Source organism: Lachnoclostridium sp. Marseille-P6806, from assembly GCF_900625025.1.
Lineage (GTDB): Bacteria > Bacillota > Clostridia > Lachnospirales > Lachnospiraceae > CAG-791.
In genome coordinates this window covers 38,460-54,716 of record NZ_LR130584.1, presented here as the reverse complement: position 1 = coordinate 54,716, position 16,257 = coordinate 38,460, and the positions used below count along the sequence as shown (strand labels likewise).

Genomic DNA, 16,257 nt, shown 5'->3' with positions numbered 1-16,257 from the left:
TATGGCGATTTGCTCCGAAGCCCAAATCGTCTTCCATCGCAGCCGTAAAACCAGAAAATGCGGTTTTGCGGCACGTGCCTCGCACAAGGTGCTTCGGAATGGTGATTGTTTTGGCAGCTGATAAAATTAAAAGTTCGCAGATCGACCTGACAGAGGGCGGCGTTGCATCCGGGCTTATGCGCTTTATGTGGCCCATTATTCTCGGCAACCTTTTCACGCAGGTCTACAATATGGTCGACTCCATCATCGTCGGCCGGTTTCTGGGAGGCGAGGCGCTTGCCGCGGTGGGCTCGAGCTTCTCGATCACGATGATGATCTATTCTTTCTGCATTTCGGTCGGTGCAGGCGCGACGGTCGTTATTTCGCAGTGCTATGGCGCGCATGACAAAGAAAACATGGACAAAACGGCAAACACGGCGCTCGTTCTGGCGCTGGTTGTCGGGATTGCCATCACGATCGGCTTCGGACTGTCCGCAAGAGGACTGCTGAATCTTTTGAACACACCCTCCAATATTTATGAGGATGCGTATACCTATTACATCATCGTCGTCATCGGTACGGTCGGCCATCTCTATTATCAGATGGGCAGCTCCATACTGCGAGGGCTGGGGGATTCGGCATGGCCGCTGAGACTGCTGATTTTCTGCAGCGTTTTTAATATTCTGGCCGATCTCCTCTTTGTGGTGAAATTCGACATGGGCGTTGCGGGGGCCGCGTGGGCGACCATCCTTGCGCAGCTCATATCCGGCATCGCGGTTGTTTTCCGCCTGTGCGGGAAGCGGTACGGCATCACGGTCAGCCCGGGGACGCTGCGCATTGACGGCTCCATCGCAAAATCCATGCTGAAGATCGGAATTCCCGCGGGAATGCAGCAGCTTGTTTTCGCGGCCGGATCTTCGGTTGTGCAGTCTTTCACAAACAGCTTCGGCAGTGATGTCGTCGCCGCGCAGAGTACGATCATCAAGATCGACGGCTTCATCATGCTGCCGATGCAGGCGATCGGAACGTCCATCCAGACCTTTGTGGGACAGAATATCGGCGCCAACAAGACCGAACGCCTGAAAGAGGGCTCGCGGCTTGCGATGCTTTTCTGCGCTGTGATTTCCGTTGGTCTGGGCATTGTTATCATGGCCATCGCGCCGCTCGGCGTTTCGCTGTTCACCTCGGAAAAAGAGATCATCCGGATCGGAGCGATCGGGCTTCGCACGCTCGGCTGCTTCTACATCTTCATGGCGGCGAATCAGGTGCTGACCGGCATCGTGCGCGGCGCCGGTGCGTCGTTCGTGCCGATGGTCTGCGCTTTCATCAACATTGCCGTGCGCATCATCATCGGATATCTTCTGGCGATCAGGGGTGTTTTCGTCTATAACAACGAACCGTTCCGGGGGCTCTGGTATGCCATGATCATCAGCAATTTCATCAGCATTGCAATCATGTGGATGTATTACCGCAAGGGAACATGGAAAAATGCACGCATCGCTCAGGTGCGGGCCAAAATATAAGGAGGTTGCGTTTATGTTTGACAGTTATTTGATCAGGAAAGACAGCCTTGAAAACGTATATGAAGACGGCAAAGCGGTGGGCTTCAAATTTGCCGTCCGCATTGCGGATTATCGCGGCTGCTATCTTTCGCTTCACAACGGATATTACATCAGCGTCGATGGCGCCGAGTATCCAAGAGAGCTTCAGAGCTTTGAAATTAACGGCAAGGCGCCCAGAAGCTTTGAGGAGATCAAAAAGTGTGTGTGGGAACACTGGGACTATGATGACGAGGGCTACGTTTATGTAAAGAAAGACGGCGGCCTTGAGCCCGGAAAGCATAGGATCGGCCTGCAGCAGTCCGTCCTTGCGCAGTACGGCTACTTCCCGTTCCACGATGAAGAATGGGTCAAGAATCCCCCGGTTCCCGGAAAGGGCGCAGGCGCCGGCAAAACGGCATTCATCTGTTATTATGAGCTGGAGCTCTCGGAAGGAGGTAACAAGTAATGGGGATTAAGAGAGGCGTTTCTTTTTACAGCTATCAGCAGACACAGTTCTTCGGGAAAATGCACTGGAAAGACATGGTCAGAGAGCTCCATGATAATCTGAAGTGCGATGGCGTAGAGATTATCGACGAGTCCACGATCCCCCATTATCCTTTTCCGCCGGAAGAGTTCATTTATGACTGGAACAGCTTTCTTGCACGCTATGACATGAAAGCCGTCACGAAAGATATCTATCTTGATGTGCATCAGTTCCGCGACCATGTGATGACGCACAGGGAAGCCGCGGAGCGCCTGAAATACGACATCAGGCTCGCGGCGGAAATGGGCTTTGAGAACGTAAGATGCCTCTGCCTCGTGCCGATCGACGTGATCGAAATGGCGCTTCCCACAGCCGAGAAGTATGGAGTCCGCATCGGAAAGGAAATCCACGCCCCGCTTCCGATCAACACAAAGGGAAAGAAGCAGCCGACGCAGGGGATGGCGGGTGCTCTCAGCATTCACATGGTGGATGAGGTGATTGAGCTCGCACGGAGAACCGGCTCCAAGTATGTCGGGCTCGTGCCTGACTTCGGAATCTTCCAGTTTCGTCCGACGGACCTGCATATCGCCTATGTTAAGAGGCATGTCAGGAATACCGACGAGGTGGACTGGCTGCTTGAGAACAGCAAGAATTTTGCACCGCATGATCTGGATGCGGCACAGGCGGCGTTCAAGGCGAAGTTCCCGCACGGTGAGCTCAGCATGGGTGAGATCGAGGGTCTGTCCCTGCATGAATCTTCTGCGGATCCCGAGGATCTTCGCGCGATCGTCCCGTATATCTGCAGCATGCACGGCAAGTTCTATGAGATGACGGAGATCGAGGGACAGCCCGGCCACTATGAGGACAAGGCGATCAACTATGCCGATCCGATCCGCGTCTTAAACGAGGAGGGCTATCAGGGATACATTGATTCGGAGTATGAGGGCCAGAGAGATCAGCAGGACCGCGGAGAGGAGTTTCTCCCGAATGAAGTAGAGGAGGTGCGGCGGCATCACGAGATGCTTCAGCGGCTGTTTGACGCCACGCCGAACAAAAACGGCTGATTTTATTTTCGCTCGGCGAATACCGGGTGTGATTTCCACACTCTAATGTTATATCCGTCATCCGGAACCGGCGCCCGCCCTTGTCTCCGGCATGAATCCATGATATAAATATCAGATAGCAGGCAGAAGCCTGCGGATTCCGGCACAGAAGTGCCAAGCTTCATTTTTTGATATTATCCGGCAAGTAGGTCATGAAGGCGTACATTTCTTCAGAACGAAGAACTGTACGCTTTTTGTGTGCACATTGATAGCGGGGGGCGGTTTGACAACAATCCTTTCTTACAGGAAAAGCAGGCGACGGCAGGCAAACGCCGTCATGCTTCTTCTGATCGCGGTGATTCTGCTTGCGTTTGCGGGGCTGTTCATCGGATCGTCGCATATGACAATGCGGGACAGCTTCGGTGCGCTGTTCAAAAAAGGGAACGCCGCGCAGGTCCGGATCCTGTGGAACATCCGGATCCCGCGGATTCTGGCAGCGATCATTGCGGGCGCGGGGCTGTCGGTTTCCGGCCTCATCATGCAGACCAATCTGAACAATCCGATGGCGTCGCCCGCAACGCTCGGTGTGTCCAACGCCGCGGTTTTCGGCGCGAATCTGTCCATCATTGCCTTTGCGGGCGGTTTTCTTTCGACCGGAAACAACCTGAATCATTATGCCGTGGGGGCGAATCCCTATGCCACCTCGCTGGTGGCTTTTCTTTTTTCGACGCTGTCGATTCTGGTGATTCTTGGCTTATGCCGTCTGCGGTCGTTTCAGCCGGACGTCGTGGTTCTCGCCGGAATTGCCGTCGGCTCTGTCTGGACCGCAGCGACCACCATTCTTCAGTTTTATGCCACGGACGTGGGACTTTCGGCGGCGGTGATCTGGACCTTTGGAGATCTTGGCCGGGCGGCATACCGCACGGATCTGATCATGGCGGTGGTCGTGCTGGCCGGAGCCCTTTACTTTTATGCCGTGAGCTGGCGGCTCAATGCGCTGCTTGGCGGGGACGCCGCGGCGAAAAGCATGGGCGTCAATGTGGAGCTGCTGCGCTTTTCCTCCATGCTGGCAGCGTCGCTGATTACGGCCGTCTGCGTCTCTTACCTCGGGATCATCGGCTTTGTCGGCATCATCTGTCCCCATGTGGTAAAGCGCCTGCTCGGGTATGATCACCGCATCTCCATTCCGGCGTCCCTGTTATCCGGCAGTATTCTGCTGCTGCTGGCGGATACGCTCTCCCGCAGCATCGGGAACGGCTCCGCGCTGCCGGTGGGTGCGATCACCTCTCTGGCAGGGGCACCGTTTTTTCTGGCGATTATCTTCAGCAGAAAGGGGGAGTAGCACGGATGCTGGAAATCAATAAGCTTTGCTTCCGTTATTCCAGACGTTCTCCTTTCGTGCTGAGAGATGTGGATCTTGTGCTTGCGGACGGAGAGATCGGGATTATCTTAGGGAAAAACGGCTCCGGGAAAACCACGCTCTGCAAAAACGTACTCGGGATTCTGAAGCCCGTGAGCGGGAGCCTGCGCTTTGACGGCGAGGATCTGATAAGGATGAGCCGCCGGGAGCGGGCGCGGCGCATCGCATATGTTCCGCAGAATATACAGTTCGGTGCATTGAGCGTTTACGACAGCATACTGGCCGGCCGCATTTCTTACTTCGCTTACCGGGCCGGAAAAGAAGACGAAGAAATTGTGGAAAAGGTGCTGGACGATATGGGGCTGACCTCCTTTGCGGATCGCAATGTGGAGGAGCTTTCAGGCGGCGAACGCCAGAAAATCGCCATCGCCAGAGCGCTGGTTCAGGAGCCGCGGATGCTGATTTTCGACGAGCCGACCGGGAATCTGGACATTGCCAATGAGCAGCTGATCCTCGCGGAGGCGCGGCGTGCCGCAGCAGAGAAGCACATCGGCATTCTCATTTCTCTTCATGATCTGAATCAGGCGCTGGAGATCGGCGACCGGTTCTTTCTTATAAAAAATGGCCGGATCCTCTATACGGGAGGAAAAGAGGTCATCACCGAGGCGGCGATTCGCGAGGTTTTTGACGCGGAGGTGCGCATCGTGGAGATAGATCATAAAAAAATCATTATCAATGGAGGAAAAATATCATGAAGAACAGAGCTCTGGCGTTTCTGCTGACGGTATTCATGCTGCTCTCTCTGTGCGCCTGCGGACAGACCGCGGCGCCGGCGGAGACAGCGCCAAAGGAGGCGGCTTCCGCAGATATGGCGGCGCCGGATTCGGAAGAGACATCCGCAGAGGCGGCAGATTCTGAGGAAGCGGCGGAAACGGAAGCCGCAGAGGCAGCGGAAATCGTGCTTACTGACATGATCGGCCGTGAGGTGACCGTCACGCCCGGAAGCTATACGCGCGTTGTCTGCATCGGCGCGGGGGCGCTGCGTATGTACAGCTACATCGGCGATGTCAGCCTGCTCTGCGGGGTGGAGGACATCGATAACCTCTCTCTTGAGGAGCGGCCGAAGATGTTCGATTCCGTAGCCCGCCCCTATGTGCTCGCGTTCGGGGAGCACTTTGCCGTTCTGCCCTCCTGCGGCGTCGGCGGCCCGCAGGCACAGACGGCGGAGGCGGAAAAGATTCTTTCCTGCAATCCGGATATTGTGATTTCCGAGTATGAGGACGCGGAAAAAGAGGATGCGCTGCAGGAACAGCTCGGCGTTCCGGTCATTACGCTGAAAGCCGGCCCGGGCGGCGTGTTTGACGAGAGCTTCTCCGGATCCATGAAAATGCTGGGGCAGCTTTTCGGACAGGAGGAGAAGGCGGAGGCGCTGGTCAGCTTCATCGAAACGGAGCGAGCGGAAATTGCAAAACGCACGGCGGACATCCCGGATGAGGAAAAGCCTCTCGTCTATATCTGCGGTCTGGGGAACTGGGGGACGACCAACCACCTCATGACGGCGCAGAACTACGTTCCGTTTCAGGTCGCGAATGTAAAGAATGCTGTTACTGATCTTGAGGCGCCCGGAATTCAGGAGATCGAGGAGGAAAAATTTGTTGCCGCCGGCGAGGATATGGACATCATGATTATGGACGCCGCGGCGGTAAAGAACATCAAACCGCTCTATGCTGAGGACCCTGCCATGTTTGACAGCTGCAGGGCGTGGAGGAACGGAGAGGTTTATCTGGAAATGGCGTATAATGCCTACTATACGAACTATGAGATTGCCCTGATCAACACATGGTTTATTGCGAAGACCGTCTACCCGGACCGCTTCGGGGACATCGACATGACGGAGAAGATGAACGAGGTCACGCGGAGGTTCTTAGGGCAGGAGCTCGCGGAGCAGATCGAGGCCGCCCCGTCCAGCTTCGGCGGCTACCAGAAGATTGACACGGCAGCGTTTTTTGAGTGAGCGATGATTAAGACAAGCGAAGTAATTGATTTTTTTGATCGTCTGGCGCCGGGCTGGGATGCGGAAATGATCCGGCATGAGGACGTCATAGCGATGATCCTCGATAACGAAGATATTTCCGCGGGAAAGGATGTTCTGGATGTGGCGTGCGGAACCGGGGTTCTGATTCAGGATTATCTTGACCGAGGGGTTTCGTCGGTCACCGCGGTCGATATTTCCCCCAAAATGGCGGAGATCGCAGAGAGCAAGTTCCATGATTCACGGGTCACGGTCCTCTGCGGAGACGCCGAAACGATCGTATCGGACAGAAAATTCGACCGGATCGTGGTTTATAACGCGTTTCCGCATTTCCCTGATCCGGAAAGGCTGATCCGGAGGCTGGCGTCCGGATTAAGGCCCGGCGGCATGCTCACCATAGCGCACGGGATGAGCCGCGAAAGGATCGAGGCGCATCATCGCGGGAGAGCGGCCCATGTCTCCAACGGACTGATGCCCGTGGAGGCTCTGGGCGAAATCATGGGGCGGTATCTTGATGTGACGACGCTCGTTTCCAATGGGAAAATGTATCAGGCGGTCGGAAAATGTGTCCGGCGGCCGGGCAGAGGGCATTCTCACAGCATTCCGGCGCTCCGCAGCAGCATGATGATGAAGAACAGAGAGCCCATGCTGAGTATGCTCGTCCACACAATGATCTGAGAACAGAGCTTCCCGTCTGCGCCCATCTCGGCGCTCATCACTGCGGAGGAAACCGCCATCGGAGAGCCGAAAGCGGCGACCAGAACGCCGGTCATGGCCGGCGTCAGCGTGTATAAATGCAGGGCATACGAGGCGGTCAGCGCAATGGACAAGCCGACCGCCGGCGCGCCGATCAGCCGCATGACAACGCCCGATATCAGCTCTCTCCGGAAGCCGCCCGCTTCACTCCTCTCCAGCTGCCCGCCTAAGATAATCAGCGCCATCGGTGTCGTGAGACGGGCCAGATAGGAGATGGACGCGTAGAGCCATGTCATGTTGTTCCTTATCGTAAAAAGCGGATTTTCCCCGGAAAAGCAGGGGAACGCTTTGCGGGCAAGAACAATGGTCAGCCCTGCGGAAATCCCCTGAATGAGGGGATTGGAGAGGAGGTCTCCGGCCAATCTCTTCGCGGAAAAATTCACGCCGCTTTCAGAAGCTCCGTGATAGAGGCTTAGAATAACGGTGCTGACGATATTGTAATACAGTATGGCCGGTATCTGGCAGATGGACGCCAGCGCGAGCCCCTCCCCGCCCGCCAGAGATTCCGCGAGGGCAAGCCCGATGACCGCGTAGTTGGATCGGAACATGGCCTGAATCAGAACGGGCTTCCGTCCTTTGACCGCGGTGATTCTGTCTGCCAGAAATACGCCGGCGGCGGTGAGAACAAGATAGGAGAAGACCAGAAGAAGAAAAAATATCCACGGAACCGGCGCATCCAGATCCATATCATAGATATTTTTGAACATGATGGCAAAAAAGCCGAAGCGATAGACAAATTTGTTGGTCTGGGTCAGCGTGCCGGGGCTCAGCATCCCGCTTTTTCTGCCGCAGTAACCCAGCAGGATCAGGACAATAAGAGGAGCGATGGCGTTAAAGGCAAATTCGATGACAGCGATCATACATTCCTTTATAAAAACGGCGATGAAACAGGTGATGATGAATCCGTGTTAAAATCCGGCTGAGGCATTCATTCTTCTATTATCATACCGAAAAGGAAGTACGGCAATGCCGGTCATGGCAATGCTGTGATTCCGGCGGTTTCTTTTCTGTACTGAACAAGGGCGATCAGCAGGGAGAGGAGCGCTGCGCCGATGTCTGCGGCGGTGTGCGCCGCGGCGATGCCGGTGAGCCCGAAGAAATGATGCAGCGCATACAGCAGAGGAATGAGCATTATCCCTTGGCGAAGAACGCTGGTCACGGTCGCCATGGGGGCGTTTTTTGCAGCCTGCAGGAAATTTGTGGAGATGTAGTAAAAGCCCATGAACGGCGCGCCGAGGACGAGAAAGGGAACGAAAACCTCGCCGAGAGCGGCCGCCTCGCTCTGCCGGAGGAACATGCCGATGAGCGCGCGGCGGAGGGCAAAGCACAGGACGGCGCTGACGGTCCCGATTCCCAGAGTGAGGAGAGTGAGCTTCTGAAGAATTTCCCTCATCCGGGCGTGATCCCTTGCGCCGTAATTGTAGGCGATGAGGGGCTGGACCCCCATGCAGATGCCCATCATGACCATGGCGATGATCATGCCTGCTTTGCCGGCGGCCGCCATGGCGGCGATGGCAGCGGTACCGTATTCGGAGAGGAGCCGGTTGCTGAACGTGGAGGCAAACCCGCTGAGAATCGTACTGACGGCATTCGGGATGCCGAGGGCCAGAATGGGAAAGAGCATGGCAGGGCTCTCCATGGCGGCAGCGGGGGAAACGGTGAGAACAGCGGCTTTCCGCTTCATATACAGAAGATAGAGAAACGTCGCGGCGGCGTTGCCGATAACGGTCGCCGCGGCAGCTCCCGCTACGCCCCAGCCGAAAACGAGGATGAAGAGCGGGTCCAGAATGATGTTGGTCAGAGTTCCGGCGATGTTTCCGAAAAGCGCATCCCGGATCGCGCCCTCCGACCGGACGATGTTCGCCATGGTTGTGGAAATGAGAAGAAAAGGCGTCCCCAGAGAGAGGATCGTCAAATATGTTGAAGCGTAGCCCCGCATGTCACGGGTTGTGCCGAGAAACGATAAAAGCGGCTGCCGGATCATGAGCAGGACTGTGATTAGGGCAAGACCGATGAGAAAGGCGGCCCAGAAGCAGACGCTCGAGGCGCTGCGGGCTTTCTCTCTGTTGCCTGCGCCGAGCTCATTCGCGATGATGGTGCTTCCGCCGATGCCGATCATAGTGGCAAAGCCCATGATCAGGGAGAATACCGGACTTACGACAGAGACGGCGGCGACCATGGAGGTGTCGCCGAGCCGGCCGATGAAGAACATGTCGGCCATGTTGTAAAAAATCATGACAAGTACCGTGATCAGAGCCGGAATTGCCATGGAAAGAAGAGATCTCCAGACGGAGCCGGTTTTATAAAGCTTTTCGTAGTTCGGCATGTTCTGCACCTCAAAAACAACAGTTGTCGATTAACTGTGAGCCGATTATAATGGACCTGTGAGTGCATACGCAAGCATCAAAACGGCGGCAGATGAAACTTACGCGGCAGAAAGGGAAAAAATGACGATTAAGCGGTGGTTTATGTAAGAAAATATTCAGAAACGGGGGACGACAATGAATCAGAATGACGCAAGAGTGCGCTATACGACGCAGGCAGTCCGGGCGGCGTTCATTGCGCTGCTGCACGAAAAGCCGCTTTCAAAGCTCACGGTAAAGGAAATCTGTGTGCGGGCGGGGATCAACCGCGCAACGTTCTATAAGCATTACGCTGACGTGTATGATCTGATGGAAAAGACGGAGGGGGAAATGCTGCGCCACATCCGGGACAGTCTGGGGAAGATCGATGAGCGCGGCGTGGAAGCGGTTCTCACAGAGATGCTCATGCAGGCAAAGGAATTTGCCGCGCCGTATCTTATCATGTTCACGGAAAACGGAGATCCTTTTCTCGCGCACAGAATCGGCAGAATCTGCCGTGACATGATGATAGAGAGACTGCCGCGGCCCGCCGGCGCGCAGGAAAACGGCGAGCTTACGGAGATGTATTACGCCTATCTGTCCGGGGGGACGGCCGGCGCCGTCAGCGTCTGGTTCGGCGGCGGGATGAAGACGGAGCCCGCGGCCGTCGCAGGGGAAATCATGAGGATGACCGGGGCGGCCGCAGGCAGCATGCGGGAGCCGCGGGAAAACAGGGAGTGAATGGGGAGGTTTTCTATGAAAGCGTATCAGTATGAGACTCTGGAGCTGGTTTTTGAGGCGCGGCCGGAACACGGCTCGGAGGCGGCGATCGACCTTGCCGCAGAATTTACCGTAAATGGCAGGACGCACACCGTAAAAGGCTTTTATGCAGGAAACGGACAATGTAAGCTGCGCTTTCTGCCGGAAGAGGCAGGGCAGTACCGCTATGTGGTCAGAGGGCTCGCGGAAGAAAGCGGCACGGTCGAGGTCGCGCCTGCGAGGCCGGGGCAGCACGGAATTGTCCGCGCGCAGGGTATTCACTTCTTTTATGAGGACAGTACGCCGTATTACGGCTTCGGTACGACTGTCTACGCGCTTGCCCACCAGTCCGACGAGCTGATGGACGAGACGATAGAGACGCTGCGCTCCGCGCCGTTCAATAAGATTCGGATGTGCGTGTTTCCGAAGCATTACAGCTATAACAGCAACGAGCCTAAGTATTATGCCTTTGAGAAAACAGAGGATGGCAGGTGGGATCCCTCGCATCCCTGCTTTGCGTTCTGGGATGCCTTTGAGAAGCGGCTGAATCAGCTGTTCGAGATCGGAATCGAGGTCGACCTGATTCTGTTCCATCCGTATGACCGCTGGGGATTTTCCTCCATGCCGCAAAAGGACAATCTGATCTATCTCGATTATCTGCTGCGCCGCTTTGCCGCGTATCCGAAGCTGTGGTGGAGCCTTGCGAATGAATATGATCTCTGCCCGGCAAAGTCCATGGAGGACTGGCATGAGATCGAGCAGTTTGTCGCGGATCATGACCCCTATCACCATCTGCTCTCGAATCACAACTGCTTTATGTACTACGATGCGTCGCGCGCAAACATCTCACATATGTCATGGCAGACAAAACAGCTCTCCCGCATTCCCGAGATGCAGCAGAAATTCGGCAAGCCGGTCTCCATCGATGAGTGCTGCTATGAGGGAAATCTTCCGGACAGCTGGGGCGCCATCAGCGGAGAGGAGATGACCGCAAGATTCTGGCGGGCGATGGTCCGCGGCGCCTCCTGCACCCACGGCGAGACGTTCTTCCCGGATGAAACGGAAATTGTGTGGTGGGCAAGAGGGGGAAAGCTCACCGGCAGGAGCCCGGAGCGGATTGCGTTTCTCCGCGGAATTATCGAAGCACTGCCGGCGCCGCTGGAACCGCAGCTTTCCGGCCTGCAGAAGCTGGCGCAGTTTATCGGCGTGCAGGGCGGAGAAGTGGAAAAAGTGCTGGGCGAGCAGAACGTTCCGGAGAATATGCGCTTCTTTATGAAATCGACGCTCCGCATGCCGAGGGAAGAGGCAGAACGTTTCTTTGCATGTGAACCGGAGAGCTTCGGGAGAACAGCGGATGATTCCGCCATTCTTCACTACTGCGATATTCTGTGCAGCTGCAGGACGCGGATGGAGCTGCCGGAGAATAAAAAATATACGATCGATGTGATCGACACATGGAATATGACCCGCGAGACGGTGCAGACCGGGGCCTGCGGAACGATATGGGTCGAGCTTCCCTCGAGGCCGTGGATGGCGGTTCTGGCGGTGGAAGAAAAACAGAATGCAGATTGCTGACCATCGTCCCGGCGGGCGATTCGGCGGCTGTCGGCATCGCGGAGGAGAGATGCCATGAGCGAAGCATATAAAAATACTGCGTTATCACCGAAAGAGAGGGCGGATGCACTTCTGGAGGAGCTGACGCTGGATGAAAAAATCGCCCAGATCCGCGGAATCTGGGGTCTGACGGACAGGATGCGGGGAGAGCACGGCATCGATGATGCGGCATATGCCAAGCTGTTTGAAAACGGCATCGGTCAGGTTTCGACGCTGCATGTCCGCGAGCTTCACTCTCTGGAAGAGGTGGTGAAGTTCCAGAGAGATACGCAGAAGAAAATCATGGAACAAAGTCCGCATCATATTCCGGCGGTATTTCATATGGAGGGCTTGTGCGGCCCGTTCATCATCGGCGCGACGAGCTTTCCGTCCGGAATCGGCCGGGGCTCCTCTTTTGATCCGGAGCTCGAGAGGAAGATCGGCGGGATTGTGGCGCGCGAGGAGTTGGCGGCGGGCATCACACAGATTCTGGCGCCGGTTCTTGACGTTTCCCGCGATTCCAGAATGGGACGGCAGGGAGAGAGCTATGGCGAGGACCCGACGCTCGGGGCGGCTCTCGGAGCCGCGTATGTCCATGGAATTCAGGAAACAGGAACAGACGGAAGACACGCCGATGCCTGTGCAAAGCATTTTTTGGGCTTTCATAATTCGCAGGGCGGTATTCATGGCGCAAATGTAGATATCGGGGATGCGCTGCTGGATGAGGTTTACGGAAAGGCTTTTCAGGCGGCCATTGCAGAAGCGGATCTTCATGCGGTCATGCCGAGCTATAACTGTGTCAGCGGAATCCCGAATTCTGCGTCGAAAAAAGTTCTGACAAGGCTGCTTCGCGAGGAGATGGGATTTGACGGCTGTGTCGTCTCGGACTACGGCGCGGTCGGCAATGTCCACGAGGTGCAGAGAGTCGGTGAGACGAAAGCACAGGCTGGACTGAAATGCCTGAACGCCGGGATGGACTGTGAGCTTCCGGATGGGGATGCGTTCGGTCAGGCGGAGTTCCGGGAGGTGCTGGAAGCAGAGGAAAGACTTCATCGGGAGACCGGGACAGCCTGCGCGGAGCTTGCCTCGCTGGACCGCGCCGTCCGGAATGTCCTTGCAGCGAAGTTCCGTATGGGCCTCTTTGAGCATCCGTATGCACAGGATGCAGAAAGTCTGAAAAAGCTCTTTGACAGGCCGGAGAACGATGAGGTTTCTCTGCAGTCTGCGAGGGAATCCATCGTGCTTTTGAAAAACAACGGTGTGCTGCCGCTGGATTCTGAGCGGATGGCAGAGCTCAGAAAGAACGGAAAAGAAAAACTGGCGATCGCACTCATCGGACCGCATGGGGGTAATGCCCGCCAGTTCTTCGGCGGCTATACACACCTGTCCATGGTGGAAGCGGTGCACGCCGTGGCGAACTCCACGGCCGGTGTCGGAGAATCCGGAACGACGGAGGGAAAGACGTATCTTCATGTGCCCGGGACGGATATCCAGAGCGATGAGACGGAGGAATTCGATGAAATCCTCCGCTGGATCCATCCGGACTGTCTCAGCCTGCGCGAGGAGCTTGCAAGGACTCTGCCGGAAGCGGAGATACGCTGTGCTCACGGCTACTATATTGCCGGCGCGGATGAATCGGGCTTTGATGAGGCTCTGAGAGTCTGCGGGGATGCCGATGTGATTCTCGTGACGCTTGGCGGAAAGCACGGATCGTGCTCTGTGGCGTCCATGGGCGAGGGTGTGGACGGGACAGATATCAACCTGCCGGCAGCACAGGATGCGTTTATTCTGAAAGCACACGAGCTGGGGAAACCGATGATCGGTCTTCACTTTGACGGAAGACCGATTTCGAGCGATGTCGCAGACGAATATCTCGATGCGATCCTCGAGTGCTGGAACCCGTCGGAAAAAGGAGCGCAGGCAATCACGGAGACGCTTCTCGGGGTCAATAATCCGTCGGGAAAGATGCCTGTGACCTGCGCAAGGAGCGCCGGACAGATTCCGATCTACTATAATCATCCGAGCGGCTCGGCATGGCATCAGGGCGGCAGCATCGGCTTCAAAAACTATGTCGATATGTCGCATCTGCCGCGGTATTTCTTTGGGCAGGGGCTGTCCTATACGACGTTTGCATACAGCGGTCTGAACGTGGGAGATGCGGAATGCGATGCCGTATCGGTGGGGCCGTCCGGAAAGCTCAGAATCTCCTGTGATGTGCAGAACACCGGAAGTCGGAGCGGCACGGAGACCGTCCAGCTGTATCTGAAAGATGTCTATGCGTCGATGACAAGGCCTGTCATGGAGCTTGCCGGATTTGTGCGCGTGAAGCTTCGCCCGGGGGAGAAGAAGACCGTCACATTCACTGTGGAACCGTCTCAGACGGCCTTTCTTGACGAAAGCGGGCGCTGGAAGATCGAGCAGGGCAGGATTGAGGTTCTTATCGGGGGAGCTTCCCATGAACTCCCGCTGCGCGGCGCCTTTATCATCGCCGGCGATCAGTACATTCAAGGGAAGGACCGGAAATTTTATGCAGCGGCGGAGGTGAAAGAAAGCGTATGAAGCTGAAAAAGAATGCGGATCTGATCCGCTTCATAAAGACCGCTGCCCGCTGCAGAGGCGAGGTTCTCTATCAGACGGCGGAGGGAGACCGGCTCAATCTGAAATCGACCCTGTCGCAGTATCTTTTTGCGACGGCGGCAGGCGGTGAGGGCTTTATTCCGGGAGGAGAGCTGTGCTGTGAGCTGGAGGCGGATGCAGAGCTTCTGAAAGAGTTCCTGCAATGACAAGATCAAAATCAGATCAAAAATGACGAAAGATTGTGCAGGAGGAAACACCATCCATTGATATGATCCTTTCAGCAGCAGCGGCAGTTCTTCGGGAAAATCCCCGGAACATGGGCGCCGGGAGCGGGACTGCCGCAGGGGAGATGATTTCCATGGAGGGGTACGGAATGGATAGGGCAGCAGAGAAAAGGGGAAAGGTCCGGGATCCGGAAAGCAGAATCGGATTCGGAAAACTGATGATCTGGCAGAGCAGGATGATCTCAACGACGATCCTTGTTTTGCTCTATGGCTTCCTGATGATTTACTGCACGGATACTCTGAAAGTCAATCCGGCGCTGGTTTCGGTGCTCCTGATGGCCTCCAAAGTCGTTGACGGAATCACGGATGCCGTCGCCGGCTTTCTTGTCGATAAGACGAAGACCCGCTGGGGGAAAGCCCGACCCTATGAGGTGTTTATTGTCGGCTTCTGGCTCTGCACGTGGCTGCTCTTTTCCACGCCGGTCGGATGGAGCCAGACGGTAAAGGCGGTCTGGATCTTCGCGATGTACTGTCTTGCGAATGCGGTCTGCTACACGTTTCTCAATGCAAACGGAACGCCCTATATGGTCCGTGCATTCAAGGACAAGCAGATTGTGAAGCTCACCTCCTACGGCTCGGTTGTCACGATGCTGGTGGCGGTTGTTTTCAACGTTGCGTTTCCGATGATTATGGCAAGGGTTGCAACCAGCGCGGCCGGATGGTCCGCTCTGGTCGCCATGTTTGCCGTACCGTTCGCGGCAATCGGACTGCTGCGCATGCTCTTTGTTCCGGAGAAATATGATGTCGATGCGAAAGCCGGTCAGACGGAGCAGCTTAAGCTCAGGGATATCGTCACCTGTGTCAAAACGAACCGGTATATTCTGATTCTTGCACTCATGAATCTGGTGTTTAATTTTGTCTGCAACATGGGTGTCAACGTTTACTATTATACCTACATCGTCAAAAACGTCGACCTGATGGGTGTGGCCTCTCTGGCAACCGTTGTCGTGATTCCGCTGGCGTTTCTGTTTCCCCGGCTGATTGCGAAGTTTTCAACCATCCGGCTTATGACGGCCGGTTTTCTGATCTCTGCGCTGGGCTATCTCCTCAACTTCTTTGCAGGCTCTCATATCGTGCTCCTGCTGATTGCGGCTGTTCTGACCGGCGCCGGCACCGTTCCTGCAAGTATGCTGATCGCACTCGTCATCATTGAGTGTGCCGACTTCAATGAATGGCAGGGAAATCACAGAATGGAGGGAACCATGAGCTCAATCACCGGACTGGCAAGCAAGGTCGGTGCGGCTGCCGGAACCGGCATTCTGGGGATTCTCCTTGCGATATCCGGCTTCACCGGCGATGCTGCGACGACTCCGGAATCCTCCGTCATCATGATCCGCATGCTGTTCTCTCTGGTGCCGATGATCCTGTACATTCTTACTGCGCTGACGCTCAGACAATATAAGCTCGGCGGACAGATCGAAGAGATTCGTGCGGATAATCAGAAGAGACGCGACGCGATTGCCGCACAGAACGGAACGGATACCGCAGAAGAGCGGTAAATCTCCTG

The 16,257-nt window shown here is 55.8% G+C and carries 14 protein-coding genes; 12 read left to right on the top strand and 2 right to left on the bottom strand.

Features of this window, described 5'->3' with window-relative positions; translation table 11 throughout:
- Positions 1 to 110: 110 nt before the first annotated feature.
- The 7 genes from E0E20_RS11400 (at position 111) to E0E20_RS11370 (ending at position 7,117) form a co-directional block, all read left to right on the top strand.
- Positions 111 to 1,502 carry an MATE family efflux transporter gene (locus tag E0E20_RS11400; RefSeq protein WP_165444087.1) on the top strand — a complete coding sequence of 464 codons (1,392 nt, stop codon included), beginning with the start codon at positions 111 to 113 and terminating at the stop codon, positions 1,500 to 1,502.
- 13 nt (positions 1,503 to 1,515) lie between these two features.
- Positions 1,516 to 1,986 (top strand): C-glycoside deglycosidase beta subunit domain-containing protein, encoded by a 471-nt coding sequence (locus E0E20_RS11395; protein ID WP_130838316.1) that lies wholly within the window; start codon positions 1,516 to 1,518, stop codon positions 1,984 to 1,986.
- Positions 1,986 to 3,068 (top strand): TIM barrel protein, encoded by a 1,083-nt coding sequence (locus E0E20_RS11390; protein WP_130838315.1) that lies wholly within the window; start codon positions 1,986 to 1,988, stop codon positions 3,066 to 3,068. Before E0E20_RS11395 ends, E0E20_RS11390 begins: the two co-directional genes overlap by 1 nt.
- 262 nt (positions 3,069 to 3,330) lie before the next feature.
- Positions 3,331 to 4,389 carry a FecCD family ABC transporter permease gene (locus E0E20_RS11385; protein WP_130838314.1) on the top strand — a complete coding sequence of 353 codons (1,059 nt, stop codon included), beginning with the start codon at positions 3,331 to 3,333 and terminating at the stop codon, positions 4,387 to 4,389.
- 5 nt (positions 4,390 to 4,394) lie between these two features.
- The gene (locus tag E0E20_RS11380) at positions 4,395 to 5,162 is read left to right on the top strand and encodes an ABC transporter ATP-binding protein (RefSeq protein ID WP_130838313.1); all 768 of its coding nucleotides are present in this window, start codon (positions 4,395 to 4,397) and stop codon (positions 5,160 to 5,162) included.
- Positions 5,159 to 6,421 carry an ABC transporter substrate-binding protein gene (locus tag E0E20_RS11375; RefSeq protein WP_130838312.1) on the top strand — a complete coding sequence of 421 codons (1,263 nt, stop codon included), beginning with the start codon at positions 5,159 to 5,161 and terminating at the stop codon, positions 6,419 to 6,421. The genes E0E20_RS11380 and E0E20_RS11375 overlap by 4 nt, the downstream gene beginning before the upstream one ends.
- Positions 6,422 to 6,424: 3 nt before the next feature.
- Positions 6,425 to 7,117 carry a class I SAM-dependent methyltransferase gene (locus E0E20_RS11370; protein ID WP_130838311.1) on the top strand — a complete coding sequence of 231 codons (693 nt, stop codon included), beginning with the start codon at positions 6,425 to 6,427 and terminating at the stop codon, positions 7,115 to 7,117.
- On the opposite strand, the gene E0E20_RS11365 is transcribed toward E0E20_RS11370, so the two are convergent.
- The gene (locus E0E20_RS11365; RefSeq protein WP_130838310.1) at positions 7,033 to 8,055 is read right to left on the bottom strand and encodes an AEC family transporter; all 1,023 of its coding nucleotides are present in this window, start codon (positions 8,053 to 8,055) and stop codon (positions 7,033 to 7,035) included. The genes E0E20_RS11370 and E0E20_RS11365 overlap by 85 nt on opposite strands.
- A gap of 113 nt (positions 8,056 to 8,168) precedes the next feature.
- A complete protein-coding gene (locus tag E0E20_RS11360) occupies positions 8,169 to 9,521 on the bottom strand; it encodes an MATE family efflux transporter (protein WP_130838309.1) in 1,353 nt (450 codons plus the stop codon).
- Between the two features lie 175 nt (positions 9,522 to 9,696).
- Here E0E20_RS11360 and E0E20_RS11355 point away from each other — a divergent pair, with 175 nt between their 5' ends.
- From E0E20_RS11355 to E0E20_RS11335, 5 genes are all read left to right on the top strand, one after another.
- Positions 9,697 to 10,278: a TetR/AcrR family transcriptional regulator gene (locus E0E20_RS11355; protein ID WP_130838308.1), complete on the top strand. Its 582-nt coding sequence runs from the start codon at positions 9,697 to 9,699 to the stop codon at positions 10,276 to 10,278.
- Between the two features lie 15 nt (positions 10,279 to 10,293).
- On the top strand, positions 10,294 to 11,871 hold the full coding sequence (locus E0E20_RS11350; protein ID WP_165444086.1) for a DUF5605 domain-containing protein: 1,578 nt from the start codon (positions 10,294 to 10,296) through the stop codon (positions 11,869 to 11,871).
- 54 nt (positions 11,872 to 11,925) lie between these two features.
- Positions 11,926 to 14,448, top strand: coding sequence for a glycoside hydrolase family 3 N-terminal domain-containing protein (locus E0E20_RS11345; RefSeq protein ID WP_130838306.1), 2,523 nt, complete (start codon positions 11,926 to 11,928; stop codon positions 14,446 to 14,448).
- Positions 14,445 to 14,672 carry a polya polymerase gene (locus tag E0E20_RS11340; RefSeq protein ID WP_130838305.1) on the top strand — a complete coding sequence of 76 codons (228 nt, stop codon included), beginning with the start codon at positions 14,445 to 14,447 and terminating at the stop codon, positions 14,670 to 14,672. The genes E0E20_RS11345 and E0E20_RS11340 overlap by 4 nt, the downstream gene beginning before the upstream one ends.
- Before the next feature lie 167 nt (positions 14,673 to 14,839).
- Complete coding sequence (locus E0E20_RS11335) at positions 14,840 to 16,249, top strand: MFS transporter (RefSeq protein ID WP_242622772.1); 1,410 nt, start codon at positions 14,840 to 14,842, stop codon at positions 16,247 to 16,249.
- Positions 16,250 to 16,257: the final 8 nt, after the last annotated feature.